This is a genomic window from Streptomyces sp. NPDC026246, assembly GCF_055567995.1.
Genome location: NZ_JBVHPJ010000005.1, coordinates 317,711 through 331,334 on the forward strand (window position 1 = coordinate 317,711; position 13,624 = coordinate 331,334).

The following is a 13,624-nucleotide window of genomic DNA, read 5'->3' on the forward strand; positions in this document are numbered from 1 at the left end:
GGCTACGCACAGGCCGTGCCGTTCAGACGGAACCCGGCCGGCCTGGCGAACGAGCCGGTGTAGGTGCCCTGGAAACCGAACGTCCGGCTGCCGCCGGGCGCGAGCTGTGCGTTGTGTGCCAGGCCGCTCGCGGTCACGGTTCCGGACGAGGGAGCGACGGTGGCGTTCCAGGCGGTGCCGACCCGCTGCCCGGAGGGCAGGGTGAAGGCCAGGTTCCACGCGTCCAGGGTGGTGGAGCCGGTGTTGGTGACCGTGACGTCGGCGGTGAAGCCGCCGTCCCAGACGTTCGGCGCGTAGGTCACCGTGCAGCTCGCCGCCGGGGTCCCCGGATCACCCGGGCTGCCGGAGCCACCGGTGTCGACGGTCGACGAGAAGGAGTTCACCGAGAGCCCGGCACCGTTCTGCCAGGGCTCGAACCCGGCCTGCACGCTGGTCAGATACCAGTCGTTCTGCGCCATGCCGCGGGAGACGGTGTGCCGGACGAAGTCCATGACGTCGAAACTCCAGGCGCTGATCGCCGAGGGTGCCACGAAGGAGATCACGTCGTTGGAGCCGTTGCTGCCGGTCCACACCTCCCAGTCGCGTCCGCCGACGGAAGCCGTGCCGCGCGGGGAGCCGATCGGCTGGACCGGGCCGACCCTGTTGAACCAGATCATGATCTCCGTACGGTTCACCCCGTCGGTGCGCGGCGTCGGGTCCAGCCAGATGTCGTACGAGGCGTTGTAGACGGCGTTGCCGACGAAGCCGTAGGAGATGCTGCTGGGCGCGCTGGTGATGGTGTCGACCCGGGCGGGGAGCCTGGTGCCCGGCGAGCAGTTGGTGTAGTGGCAGCCGTTGAAGACGGAGGGATACGACTTCGGGGCGCCGTTGGTGGGCACGGAGCCGTCGGCCTGGGTGATCCGGAAACCCGAGTCCGTGGTCGTGACGCACTGCTGGGCGCTGGTGCCCCAGCGGTTGTTCTGGACGACGTAGCGTCCCTGGATCACGGCCGAGCCGTACTGCTGACAGATAGTGGTGTCGGCCTGCGCCTGCGGGGTGGCGACCAGCAGGGCGGCCGTGGTGGCGAAGGCGGCGAGCAGCGCGCCCAGCAGGGCACGCGCGGTGCGGGGGCGATGTGGGGACGGTCGCATGTGGGGGCCTCTCCGTCTGAGTAGAGGGGACGAGCCAGGCATGGGAGCGCTCCCATGCGCAGCCACGATTCGGACTGTAGGAGCACTGCATGCCCCTGACAACCCTCCGGGCGGCAGTCGTCGGCATCCACTCGGTGCGTCGACACATCGACACGTCGCCAAGTCGGTACACCGGTACACCGGCACACCGGCACACCGGCAGGAGCGTCGCTTCCGGCTCCCCGAAGAGCGGGTGCGGTTCCGGGCGAGCCGACTCCTACGACGCGTGACCCCCCGGGTCCGCGTTCCACCCGCGGACGCGGTGGACGCGGGCCGTCTTCGGGTAGGCCGTGCCGGACTCCGACCGGGGACCGAGCTCGAACAGGTCGATCAGGAGGAACAGGGGGTATGCGGGCGCTTGGGGCGACCGTTTCACGACGACGCCCTCACAGCCGACGACCGTCCCCGACGCGTCCCAGACCACCGTCCAGGTGTGCGGCTTCGACGCGTCCAGGGGCAGGACGACCTCCGTCATGTCGGTCGTCAACCGCCCGTCCGAGTGCGCCTTCACCCCGCAGCGCGCGCGGCTCTCCCGCTCACCGACGGCTTCGGCGTCGATCTCGAAGAGGCAGATCTCACCGGTGTCCCCGTCCGACAGGTGCTCCGTCCCGACGAGCCAGGCCGCGAGCATGCACCCCTCGTCCCGACTCGCGCTGACCGTCACGTCCACGCGTCCGGCAGCGGGTGCCCACAGCAGCCGCTCGGGGGTCTCCGTGCGCACGGCCAGTCCGTCCGGCCGATGCCGGTGCGTCCCCCGGCGCGAACCGAGGGGGCCGGAGAAGGCGCCGGTCTGCACGTTGGACACCCGCAGCGGGGCGTCCTCCTCGCGCCAGTCCGGCTGATCGGCGTCGATCCGCAGCCGCAGTCCGGCGGAGTCGATGTCGTACCGGGCCCGCGACCGCTCGGGGGTCGTCCAGTGCGGCAGGTAGTGATCGACCCACCGATCCCGGCTGAGGTCCGCAGCGGCGAAGTCGTCGTGGAAGTCGGCCTCGCGCGCCGGAGGCTCGGGAAGACGCAGGACATCGGAACCCATGGCGCAATCCTGACAGACGACCACGCGACGGCCGCACCCGTTGTGCGGGGCTCCACCCTGCGACGCGACTTCGGGCGCAACAAGCGCACACGCGAGCCCACTTGAGCGATCCGCACCCCACCCCAGACGACCGCGCCCGTGGCATAGACCTTTCCTTGATCACGGACTAGGCTCTGCCGCGCACGCCAGAGAGCGCTCTCAAGCTCTGCTGTTCCACCCCCACCCTGCTGGAACAACGAAGGGGCATCCCTTGAGACGCACCACCACCCTGCGCACCGCGCTGTCCGCGCTCCTCCTGCTCGGCACCTGGGCCACCGCCAGTGCCCTGCCCGCATCCGCCGCCGAAGATCCCGCGCGCTCCCCTCGGGCTTCCGCCTCCCCGGGTCTTCTCGCCGCCATGCAGCGGGACTTGGGACTGACCCGCGACGCGGCAGAGGCACGTCTCGCCGCCGAGAAGAGGGCCACGACCACCGAACGCAGGGCCCGCGACGTCGCGGGCTCCGCCTACGGCGGCTCCTGGTTCGACGCCGAGCGCGGCCGGCTCACCGTGGCCGTCACCGACGACAAGACCGCCGACGCCGTTCGCGGGACGGGAGCGGCCGTACGCCTCGTACGGCACACCGCGCGGCAGCTCGACGCGGCGAAGACGCGCATCGACGCCCTGTCCGCGCCCGCCGGGGTGGGCAGTTGGCATGTGGACCCGAAGGCCAACAAGGTCGTCGTGAACGTCGTCGCCGAGCATCGGGACGACAACGATGTCCGGGCGTTCCTCGCCCGCGCCCGCGAGGCCGGTCCGGTGACCGTACGTCAGACCGCCGCCGCGCCGCGTACGTTCGCCGCCGGAACCGTCGGCGGCGACCCGTACTACACCGGCAACGTCCGCTGTTCCATCGGCTTCTCCGTGCAGGGCGGCTTCGTCACCGCCGGGCACTGTGGCTCGCCCGGCTCGGCCGTGTACGGCTGGGACCGTTCGTATGTCGGCAACTTCCAGGGGTCGTCGTTCCCGGACAACGACTACGCCTGGGTGAACGTCGGCAGCGGCTGGTGGACCGTGCCGGTCGTGCTCGGCTGGGGCACGGTCCCCGACCAGCTCGTCCGCGGCTCCGCCGAGGCTCCGGTGGGCGCCTCCATCTGCCGTTCCGGCTCCACCACCCACTGGCACTGCGGCAGGGTGCTGGCGAAGAACGAGACGGTGAACTACAGCCAGGGCGCCGTCCACCAGATGACGAAGACGAGCGTCTGCGCCGAACCCGGTGACTCCGGCGGCTCCTTCATCAGCGGTGACCAGGCCCAGGGCGTCACCTCCGGCGGCTGGGGCAACTGCAGCAGCGGCGGCGAGACCTGGCACCAGCCGGTCAACGAGATCCTCAACCGCTACGGGCTCAGGCTGCACACCGCCTGATCACCCGACGCGACACGACCGAGCGAGCCCGCCACCGTCCCGAGCACGACGGCGGCGGGCTCGTGCGCGTCCCGGGGCCGGGCGGTCGGCGCCGCTTGACCCTGACACGGTGACAAGGTCTTCACTGCTGCCCGAGGAGGTGGTCCGATGACCACGACACCACGGGACGCAGGCGTGCAGCGAGCCCTGCAGGCGCTGGAGGACGGCCGTTCGTCCGTGCGGCTGCGGGCGGCCATGGCGGTCGGCTCGACGCCCGACCCCGCCTTCGTCGACAGGCTCGTCGAGCGGTGCGCCGTCGAGCCCGAGTTCTTCGTGCGGGACATGCTCACCTGGGCGCTCACCCGCCACCCGGTGCCGCTGACGCTTCCGCGGCTGCTGCGGGAGCTGCACTCCGGACGTCCGCACGCCCGCAGCCAGGCGCTGCACACCCTGTCCAAGATCGGGGACCGGCGGGCATGGCCGGCGATCACCCGCGCCCTGCTCTCCGACGCCGACGACGAGGTGGCGCGGAGTGCCTGGCGGACGGCGGTCGTGCTGGTGCCGGAGGGCGAGGAGACCGGCTTGGCCGGGGCCCTGGCGACGCAGCTCGGGCGCGGCGACCGCACGGTCCAGCTGAGTCTCAGCCAGGCGCTGGCCGGGCTCGGTGAAAGGATCGTGCCGGTGCTGGAGGCAGCGGCGGCGGCCGGGGAGCCGGACGTGCGGGCGCACGCACTGGCCACACGAAGGCTGCTGGACGACCCGGAGGCGGGGTTCGAGTCGGCGCTCGAGGAGGCCAAGCGCATCGTGGCCCTCGCCGGGGCGCCGAACGGAGGAGGATAGGACCGTGCTGATCGGTGAGGTGGCGAGACGGTCGGGGGTCAGCGCCCGCATGCTCCGGCACTACGAGGCGCTCGGGCTGGTGCGGCCCTCGGGCCGTACGGGCTCCGGCTACCGGGAGTACTCCGCGCAGGACATCCGCCGGATCTTCCACGTCGAGAGTCTGCGGTCGCTGGGTCTGTCCCTGCGGGACATCGGGCGTGCCCTGGACGATCCGCACTTCACGCCCTCGGCGCTCGTGGGCGACCTCATCCGGCGGACCCGCGAGCGCATCGCCGCCGAGACCGAGCTGCTCACCCGGTTGAGCAGCATCGACTCCGCGGACCCCACCGACTGGGAGGAGGTCCTCCGGGTCGTCTCGCTGCTCCAGGCGCTGGGCTCGCACAGCGCGGACGTCCGTCAGCGTGCGGCCCTGTCGTCCGCCGGCGGCGGCACGGTCCCGGTCGAGGCCCTGGTCGAGGCGGCGCTGAACGAGACGGAGCCGAACGTGGCCGGCGCCCTTCGCTGGGCGCTGGCGCAGTCGGCCGACGGCGCACCCGCACTGCTCGCCGAAGGGCTCGGCTCGCCGGTGGCCGCGGTACGCACCCGTGCCGTGCAGTCGCTCGCCGAGCTGCCCGGCGAGGAGGTGGCCGCACCTCTGCGGCTCGCCCTGGCGGACACCGACCCCGGGGTGCGGGCGTACGCGGCGCTGGCACTCGGGACGCGGGGCGTGCAGGACGCGATCCCGGCACTCGTCGACATGATCGTGGCCGGCAGGAACGACACGGATGCGGCCGACGCGCTGGGCGCCCTGTCGAGCGACACGGCGACGGCCGAGCGGATCGCGACCGAACTCGTCGACCGCCTCGCCCGCGACAGCACGGCGGCGCCGGCCCGCGGCCGGCTGACCCAGGCGCTGGCGGACATCCCGGGCGCGACCGCCGAGCAGGCCCTGACACGGCTGTCCCATGACGACGACCGGGCGGTCGCCCTGACCGCCACGTATCTCCTCCGGCTGCGCGACGCCCGGTGACGGATGCCGCTGAGCCGTGTGGACGAGGATCCCGTGATCGATGAGTTTCCCGGCGTCCCGCGGTCGTACTGTCGAACCCGGCCCGGAGGAGGAGTACTCATGCGCAGCGTCACATACTCGATGAGCGTCTCACTCGACGGTTACATCGTCGCGCCCGACGGCGGTATCGACTGGTCGACGCCCGACCCGGAGGTCTTCCGCTTCTGGATCGAGGACACCCGGCAGATCGGCGTCCACCTGATGGGACGGCGGCTGTACGAGACGATGCTCTTCTGGGAGACCGCCGACGAGAATCCCTCGCTGGACGAGGCGGAGCGGGAGTGGGCCGCGCTGTGGAATCCGCTTCCGAAGGTCGTGTTCTCGAGGACGCTGACGACGGTGCAGGGCAACGCCCGCCTGGCCTCCGGCACGGTGGCGCGGGAGATCGAGCGGTTGCGGGCCGAGCCCGGGGACGGTGACATCGCGATCGGGGGCGCGCACCTCGCCGCCGAGGCTGCCGAATCGGGTCTGATCGACGAGTACCGGGTCATGGTTCACCCCGTACTCCTCGGCGGCGGCATCTCCTTCTTCCCCCGGCATGAGCGCCGGGTGGATCTCGAACTGGCCGAGACCCGGACCTTCGACTCGAACGTCGTCCACCTGCGGTATCGCGTGCGGCGGTAGCCCCCTCGTCAAGCCGGAACCGGCCTGTCGTGGAACAGTGGAGAACAGGAGAAGCCACCTGCGACGGCACGAGCCGGGCGAGGAGGCCGGATGCGTTCCCCCGTACTGGCATGTGTCGACGGTTCCGAGTGCGCCGCCGCCGCGGCCGCGTGGGCCGCGGATGAAGCGAGGCTGCGGGGCGTCGCGCTGCGGCTGCTGCACGTCTCGCCGCGCCTTCCCGGAGCCGCCGTCCCGGCGTCGGACCGCTTGCGCGAGATCGGCACCCGGCTGGTGCGCCGGACCGTGGAGGACCTCAGCGCCCGCTGCCCGGAGCTCGACGTGGACGGCGTGCAGGCCGAGGGGGACCCTGCGGAGGCTGTCCTCGACGCCGCGCGAGATGCCGGGCTCCTCGTGGCGGGCACCCGCGGCACGGGCGGCTTCCCGGACCTGGTGGTCGGCTCGACGGCACTGCGCCTCGCGGCGGCGGCTCCCTGCCCCGTCGTCCTCGTGCCTCCTCGCTCGGGCGCGTTTCCCGGCGACCTCCTCGCGGGCCGGGGCGCCCCTCCGGTCGTCCTCGGCTTCGACGCGCACCGTCCGGTCGGCGAGGCCGCGGACTTCGCCTTCTCCGCCGCCGAACTGCGCGCGTCCGGCCTGCGCGTGGTGCAGGCGTGGGCCCTGCCCGCCGAGTCCGTCTCCCCCCGCTCCTTCGTGGTGACGGAGGAGGACCGCGCCACCTGGGAGGACCGGGAGGTCCTGGACCTGTCCGACGCCCTGCGCCCCTGGCAGGAGAAGTACCCGCAGGTGAATGCCACTGTCGACCTGCGCCTGCTCCACCCCGCGGAAGCACTGCTCAACGCCTCCCGGGACGCGGAACTCCTGGTCGTGGGACGGTGCACCGAGGCGCGGCCGGCGGGGCGACTGGGGCCGGTGGCGCATGCGGTACTGCACCATGTGCGCCGTCCCGTCGCGGTCGTGCCGCCCGGAGCGTGACGGTTCAGCCGTAGAACACCTCGAACTCGTCGTACAGGGACGGGTCCACCACCTTGTTCTGCGCCGTGGCGTCGGCGAGCGGCACCCGGACGATCCGCGTGCCCTCGAGGGCGACCATGCGGCCGAAGTCGCCGTCGGCGACCGCCTGGACGGCGTGCAGGCCGAACCGTGTGGCGAGCCACCGGTCGAAGGCGCTGGGCGTGCCGCCGCGCTGGATGTGGCCCAGGACCGTGGTACGGGCGTCCTTGTCGGTGCGTGCCGTGATCTCCTGCGCCAGCCATTCGCCGATGCCGGACAGGCGCACGTGACCGAACTCGTCCAGCGACTGGTCCTTGACGATCAGTTGCCCCTCCTTGGGGACCGCCCCCTCGGCCACCACGACGATCGGCGCGTAGTTGATCTCGAAGCGGCGCATCACCTGCTCGCACACCTGGTCCAGGTCGAAGGGCCGCTCGGGGATGAGGATGACGTTGGCGCCGCCGGCGATCCCGGCGTGCAGGGCGATCCAGCCGGAGTGCCGCCCCATCACCTCCACCACCAGGGCGCGCATGTGGGACTCGGCGGTGGTGTGGAGACGGTCGATCGCCTCCGTCGCGATCCCGACGGCCGTGTCGAAGCCGAAGGTGAAGTCGGTGCACGAGACGTCGTTGTCGATGGTCTTCGGCACGCCGACCACATCGATGCCCTGCCGGCTCAGTTCCGTGGCGGTGCCCAGCGTGTCCTCCCCGCCGATCACGACGAGCGCGTCCATCTCGTGCGCGGCGAGTGTCTCCCGCACCCGCTGCAGCCCGTTGTCGTGCTTGAGCGGGTTGGTGCGCGAGGAGCCGAGGATCGTTCCGCCCCGGGGCAGGATGCCCCGCACGCTGCCGATGCCGAGGGGGACGACGTCGTTCTTGAGCAGGCCGAGCCAGCCGTCCCGGACGCCGAGGAAATCGAACCCGTACTCCTGTACGCCCTTGCGCACGACGCTGCGGATCACGGCGTTGAGGCCGGGGCAGTCGCCGCCGCCGGTCAGCACTCCGACCCTCATGGCCTTCTCCCATCCGCCGCCGGGGCGGCCGCCGCCCTCCCGGTGGCCCGGGACCGCTTCCCGGGGCATGCCGGTCGCAGCCCTTCTCAAGCGTCCCCCCGAACCGCCCGGCGCGGCCACTCGGCGACCGCCGTCCGCGAAGCGGCGATCCGGCGGGGCCGCGGTGCGCGGGTACGAGGTCGGCGTCGCCGGGGGATCAGCTCGGTCGGTGGCCGCCGGGGCAGACGACGCTCCGGGGCGCGATCCAGGCCCGGCAGTAGGGGCAGGGGCGAACCTGGCTGAGAGTGGACAGGGCGTGGTGCACGGTCGTGCGCACCGTCCGTCTCGTCCGGCACGACACCACGGTCATTCTCCTGAGCAGGAGGCCAGGCACCCCGGGCACACCCACGTCCTTCCTTCAGGCGGGCACAGCCCGCGTCGAGCACTCCGCGCTCGACCACGTCTTCCCCGGCTCCCGCCGCTCACTCCCGGCCCTCTCCGGCCGGGGCACCCGCTCCCCCTGCCGCGCTCAGCCGAGGTCGCGCGCGCTCTCGGCCCGCTTGCCGCGCCGCACCGCGCTCACCGCGCCGAGGACCATGCCGGCGGCCACGATCACGAGGCCCCTCAGCCACACCGCCGCCTCGATCTGCGTGGCCAGCAGGACGCAGGAGGCGATGCCCAGGACCGGCAGGACGGTCGGGGCCCGGAAGTGGTCGGTCTCACCGGTGTCACGCCGCAGTACCAGCACGGCCGTGTTGACCATGAGGAAGACGATCAGCAGCAGCAGGACCAGGGTCGACGCGAGGGTGGCGACGCTGCCGGTCAGGGCGAGGAGCATCGCGAGCAGGGAGGTGACGGCGATCGCGGCCCACGGCGTGCGGCGACCGGGCAGGACCTTGGTCAGCGCGGCCGGCAGCAGCCCGTCCCTCGCCATGCCGTAGGCGAGGCGGGAGGACATGATGCCGGTGAGCAGCGCGCCGTTGGCGACGGCCACGAGCGCGATGGCGCTGAACAGGCGGGTCGGTACGCCCCCCGCCTCCTGCACGACCTCCAGCAGCGGGCCGCTGGACTCGGCCAGCCGGGCGGTCGGTACCGCGGCGGACGCGGCGATGCCCACCAGGACGTACACGGCTCCGGCGGTGGCGAGGGCGCCGAAGAGGGCACGGGGGTAGGAGCGCCTAGGGTTGCGGGTCTCCTCCGCGACGTTGACGGAGGTCTCGAAGCCGACGAAGGAGTAGTAGGCCAGGACCGAGCCGCTCAGGACGGCGGCGGCCGCGCCCTTCTCGGGCGTGCCCAGCTGCGTCAGCCGTCCGGCGTCGCCGTCGCCGCGGAGCAGCAGCCACGCGCCGAGGACGACGATGACGATGAGCCCGCCCACCTCGATGACGGTGGCGACGACGTTGGCCCGGGTCGACTCCTTGATGCCCCGGGCGTTGACCAGGGCGAGGAGGGCCAGGAACAGGACGGCGACGAGGCCGACGGGCAGGGTCACGAAGGCCGAGAGGTAGTCGCCGCCGAAGCCGCGGGCGAGCGCGGCCACGGAGACGATGCCCGCGGCCAGCATGCAGAAGCCCGCGACGAAGCCGGCGAACGGTCCGAACGCGCGCGTGGCGTAGTGGGAGGCTCCACCGGCCCGGGGGTACTTCGTGGCCAGCTCGGCGTAGGAGGCGGCGGTCAGCAGTGCCAGCAGCAGGGCGACGACGAGCGGCACCCACACCGCTCCCCCGGCGTCGGCCGCCACCTGCCCGACCAGCACGTAGACGCCCGCACCGAGTACGTCGCCCAGGATGAAGAAGTACAGCAGCGGGGTCGTCAGCGCCCGCTTGAGTGCCGTGCCCTCCGGGGCCGCCCCCTGGCCCGCCGATTCCGCCAGCAATCTGTTCCCGCCATTTCTCGCCATACCGCCTCGTGTCCCCCGAACCGAGCGATGCACGCCCGGCTCATGCCTCGCAGCTCCGGTGCACCACGTCACATCACCGCATGTCAGAAGGGGGTGCCCGGTGGATCACGGAGGTGGCGGGGGTGCCGCCGCGTCACGGCTTCTCCTCGTCCGCGCCACCGATCAGCACGCACGGCGCGCCACCGGCCGGAAACCGACACATGGCCGAGATGTCCACGAGCCGTGCGGATGGCGGGTGGGCCGGTCGCGGCTCATACGCGCCAATGTCATCGTCCGGCGCCCCGGCAACGGCCGGTTCCGTGCGGGGCTCCGCGGGGTCCGCCTCGGCGCCGATCACCTGGGCGATCGCCCCCGTCTCCGTGGCTCCATATGTGCGTCACACTTCACGCACACTTCGAACACTTCCGGCCGGGCGTTCCACGGGGCCCGCCGCGTGGGGCAGACGGTGCGGCCGGGCCCTGCCTAGCCTCCCTGGCCATGCGATCACCCCTGATGAGACGTTTCGGGCTCGGCGCCGTCCTCGCCGCCGTGCTGGCCGTGTTCGGTCTGGCCCCCTCCGCGACCGCGGTCGACCCGGCCGCGGCCGAGCTGACCTTCGCCACCGACAGCGCCACCGCCACCCCCGGCGGCACGGTCAACCTGTCGATGACCCTCACCAACCACCACACCTACGACGTGTGGTTCGTGTACCAGACGATCGAGCCGACATGGCTGACCACGCAGCGGCCCGACCTGAAGTTCAGCTTCTCCGGCTGCACCCTGGCCACCGCGAACGGCGCCGTGCCCTGCGCCGGGACCGGCCCGGCCAACCTCGGCGGCAACTACGGCACCACCATCCCGCCCGGCCAGAGCCGCACGGTCACCCTGAAGCTGGACATCGCCGCCGACTCCGGCTGCAACGGCAACATCGGCTTCTACTCCTACTTCTACGCCGAGTTCAGCGACTCCACGAACGTCAGCGGCGGCCCGGTGTACAGCCCCGTGACCCGCGTCCTCTGCGCCTGACGCACCCTCCGGGAGCCCGGCGCGCGTGACCTGAAAGTCGCCCTGCCCGGCCCCTGGCACCGGCCTGGACCACTGGCACGACGACCGGCGGGCCCCCACGGCCCGCCGGTGCGCCGCACACGGCCCGGACCAGCGGCGAAGCCCTCACCACCGCCCGGCCCGAGCTCCCCCGGCGACCGGAGGCGCTCCCCCTCACTTCCGGAACGCCCCAGTTCGACACCTGCGCTTTTTCGTCATGTTGCGCAACAGGACCGCGAAATCTCCACACAGACCTCACTATGTGACGCGACGGATGCGTGACGAACCGGCTTCTGAGGGGGACGCCGGCGGCACGCAAGGGGGTGCGTCCGCTCCACGGGAGCCGTGCTCATCCCTGCCCGGGAGGGGACATCACCGCATGAAGCGGACCATACGCACCACCGCGGTCACGGTGGGCGCGCTCATCGCTGCACTGGGCCTGCCGGCCGGCGCGGCGCACGCCGATCCCACGCCCCGCATCGATCTGCGGGTGCTGGTGGTGAGCGACGGCGGCCCGTCCACCGACGCCATCGCCGCGGAGCTGGCCGCGGCGGGCACGCCGTACACCACGATCGACCTGACGCAGTCCGGCCGGACCGTGATCGACGCGGGTTTCCTCGCGGACACCGTCGACGGCCGGCCACGCGCCAGGTTCCAGGCGGTGGTGCTCCCCAACGACAATCCGTTCCCGGCCGGTTCCGCCGAGATGGCCGCACTCGCGGCCTACGAGCAGACGTACGACATCCCGCAGGTGGACGCCTACACCTACGCGCGCCCCGAGGCCGGTCTGCAGTACCCGGTGCACGGCGGGTACGCCGGCAGTCTCGACGGCGAGCAGGCCCAGGTGACCGCCGCGGGCCGGTCGGGCCCCTTCGGCTACCTCGACGGTGCGGTGCCCTTCGAGGACAACGACCCCTCCGTGGGCGAGAGTTACGCCTACCTGTCGAAGCCCGTGGCGGGGGCCGACTTCACGCCGTACGTGGAGGCCGCGATCCCGGGACAGACGGCCAAGGGCACGCTGGTCGGCGAGTACCGGCACGACGGGAGACGGGAACTGGTCGTCACCTTCGTCTACAACCGGTACCAGCAGCAGTTCCGGCTCCTGGCGCGTGGCATCGTGGAGTGGATGACCGGCGGGGTGCACCTGGGCGCCGCACGGAACTACTTCTCGGTGCACGTGGACGACGTCTTCGCCGCCGACGACCGGTGGAACAGCGCCCTCAACTGCACACCGGGCGACGTCGACTGCACGGACCCGAGCGCGACGCCCGACCCCATCCGGATGACGGCCGCCGACGTGGACCACGCCGTCACGTGGCAGGACAGCAAGGGCTTCACCCTCGACTTCGCCTACAACGGCGCCGGGAGCGTCGACCACCGCGAGGACAACAACGGCCGGGATCCGCTCGCCGACCGGCTCCTCGCGCGGCGGGGCGAGTTCCGCTGGATCAACCACACCTACTCGCACCCCTTCCTCGGTTGCGTGCAGGACACCTCGGTGGTGCCATGGAAGTGCGCCACCAACCCCGACGGCAGCACGCGCTGGACCAGCCGCTACGACATCTCGGACGAGATCGCCGTCAACCGGGTCTGGGGCCAGCTCGCCGGACTGCCGCTGGCCAACGACGAGTTGGTCACCGGTGAGCACTCGGGTATGAAGGTGCTCCCGCAGCAGCCGCAGGACAATCCCAACCTGGCCCTCGCCCTGGGCGACAACGGCATCGGCTGGCTCGGCTCGGACAACTCCCGCGAGCCCGACCAGCGCCGGGTCGGCCCGGCCACGACCGTGCCGCGCTACCCGATGAACGTCTTCTACAACGCCGGCCGCGCGGCCGAGCAGGTCGACGAGTACAACTGGATCTACACCAGCCGCGCCCAGGGCGGCAGCGGCATCTGCGAGGACAACCCGGGCACCACCACGTGCCTGCCGGCCCCCCTGGACACGGCCACCGGCTATGCCGGCCACATCGTGCCGCTGGAGACCCGGATCGCCCTCGGCCACGTGCTGTCCAACGATCCCAAGCCGCACTTCATCCACCAGTCCAACCTCGCCGAGGACCGCATCGCCTACCCCGTCCTCGACGGCGTACTGGACGGCTACAAGGCCCTGTTCGCCGACAACACGCCCCTGTTGAACCCGCGGATGCGCGACATCGGCGCCGAGTTGAAGCGCCGCGCCGACTGGCGGGCCGCGCTCCGCGCCGGGAACGTCACGGCGTACCGCGTCGGCGCCACGGTGAGCGTCGACGCCCCGGCCGGCCTGGCGGTCACCGCCACGCTGCCGGCCGGCAGCACCCTGCGCGGCACGGCGTTCGGCCAGGCGTACGCGGGTGCCGTGTCCGGCTGGACCCCCGCGGGGAGCACGCCCCTCGTCTTCACCCTGCCGGCGTCCGCCGCTCGGGCCGTCGACGACACCACCGGACCGGCCCGGGTGACCCGCCCCGCGCCCCGCACCCGGGTCCCGGCAGGCGTGACCGAGGCGCCGGCGCGGGTCACGCCGGGCATCTCCGGCCCGGTCGGCCACACCGCAGACGGCTGAGCGGCGCAGCCGCGCCCCACACCGACCGAAGGTCCCGGCCGTCCCCTGGGCGGCGGCCGGGTCCGGCCCGAACCACCCCACACCTCAGC

General features: G+C 72.4%; 11 protein-coding genes. 7 read left to right on the forward strand and 4 right to left on the reverse strand.

Annotation, left to right across the window (positions count from 1 at the left end):
* Nucleotides 1-2 precede the first annotated feature (2 nt).
* Nucleotides 3-1,130: a glycoside hydrolase family 12 protein gene (locus ACZ4M5_RS15845; RefSeq protein WP_467737037.1), complete on the reverse strand. Its 1,128-nt coding sequence runs from the start codon at nucleotides 1,128-1,130 to the stop codon at nucleotides 3-5.
* 256 nt (nucleotides 1,131-1,386) lie between these two features.
* A complete protein-coding gene (locus tag ACZ4M5_RS15850; protein ID WP_467737039.1) occupies nucleotides 1,387-2,202 on the reverse strand; it encodes a family 16 glycosylhydrolase in 816 nt (271 codons plus the stop codon).
* A gap of 250 nt (nucleotides 2,203-2,452) precedes the next feature.
* Between ACZ4M5_RS15850 and ACZ4M5_RS15855 the strand changes: the two genes are divergently transcribed.
* From ACZ4M5_RS15855 to ACZ4M5_RS15875, 5 genes are all read left to right on the forward strand, one after another.
* Entirely contained in the window at nucleotides 2,453-3,604 is a 1,152-nt protein-coding gene (locus ACZ4M5_RS15855; protein WP_467737041.1) for a S1 family peptidase, read from the forward strand.
* A 147-nt stretch (nucleotides 3,605-3,751) separates the two neighbouring features.
* Nucleotides 3,752-4,423 carry a HEAT repeat domain-containing protein gene (locus ACZ4M5_RS15860; protein ID WP_467737043.1) on the forward strand — a complete coding sequence of 224 codons (672 nt, stop codon included), beginning with the start codon at nucleotides 3,752-3,754 and terminating at the stop codon, nucleotides 4,421-4,423.
* Nucleotides 4,424-4,427: 4 nt separating this feature from the next.
* Entirely contained in the window at nucleotides 4,428-5,432 is a 1,005-nt protein-coding gene (locus ACZ4M5_RS15865) for a MerR family transcriptional regulator (RefSeq protein ID WP_467737045.1), read from the forward strand.
* Between the two features lie 99 nt (nucleotides 5,433-5,531).
* Nucleotides 5,532-6,095 carry a dihydrofolate reductase family protein gene (locus tag ACZ4M5_RS15870; RefSeq protein WP_467737047.1) on the forward strand — a complete coding sequence of 188 codons (564 nt, stop codon included), beginning with the start codon at nucleotides 5,532-5,534 and terminating at the stop codon, nucleotides 6,093-6,095.
* A gap of 90 nt (nucleotides 6,096-6,185) precedes the next feature.
* A complete protein-coding gene (locus tag ACZ4M5_RS15875; protein ID WP_467737049.1) occupies nucleotides 6,186-7,064 on the forward strand; it encodes a universal stress protein in 879 nt (292 codons plus the stop codon).
* Nucleotides 7,065-7,068: 4 nt separating this feature from the next.
* On the opposite strand, the gene ACZ4M5_RS15880 is transcribed toward ACZ4M5_RS15875, so the two are convergent.
* A complete protein-coding gene (locus tag ACZ4M5_RS15880) occupies nucleotides 7,069-8,094 on the reverse strand; it encodes a 6-phosphofructokinase (RefSeq protein ID WP_467737051.1) in 1,026 nt (341 codons plus the stop codon).
* Nucleotides 8,095-8,602: 508 nt separating this feature from the next.
* Nucleotides 8,603-9,949: an APC family permease gene (locus tag ACZ4M5_RS15885; protein WP_467737053.1), complete on the reverse strand. Its 1,347-nt coding sequence runs from the start codon at nucleotides 9,947-9,949 to the stop codon at nucleotides 8,603-8,605.
* Between the two features lie 501 nt (nucleotides 9,950-10,450).
* On the opposite strand from ACZ4M5_RS15885, the gene ACZ4M5_RS15890 reads away from it, so the two are divergent.
* Both ACZ4M5_RS15890 and ACZ4M5_RS15895 read left to right on the forward strand, forming a co-directional pair.
* The gene (locus ACZ4M5_RS15890; protein WP_467737055.1) at nucleotides 10,451-10,978 is read left to right on the forward strand and encodes a hypothetical protein; all 528 of its coding nucleotides are present in this window, start codon (nucleotides 10,451-10,453) and stop codon (nucleotides 10,976-10,978) included.
* Between the two features lie 397 nt (nucleotides 10,979-11,375).
* On the forward strand, nucleotides 11,376-13,535 hold the full coding sequence (locus ACZ4M5_RS15895; protein WP_467737056.1) for a hypothetical protein: 2,160 nt from the start codon (nucleotides 11,376-11,378) through the stop codon (nucleotides 13,533-13,535).
* Nucleotides 13,536-13,624 lie beyond the last annotated feature (89 nt).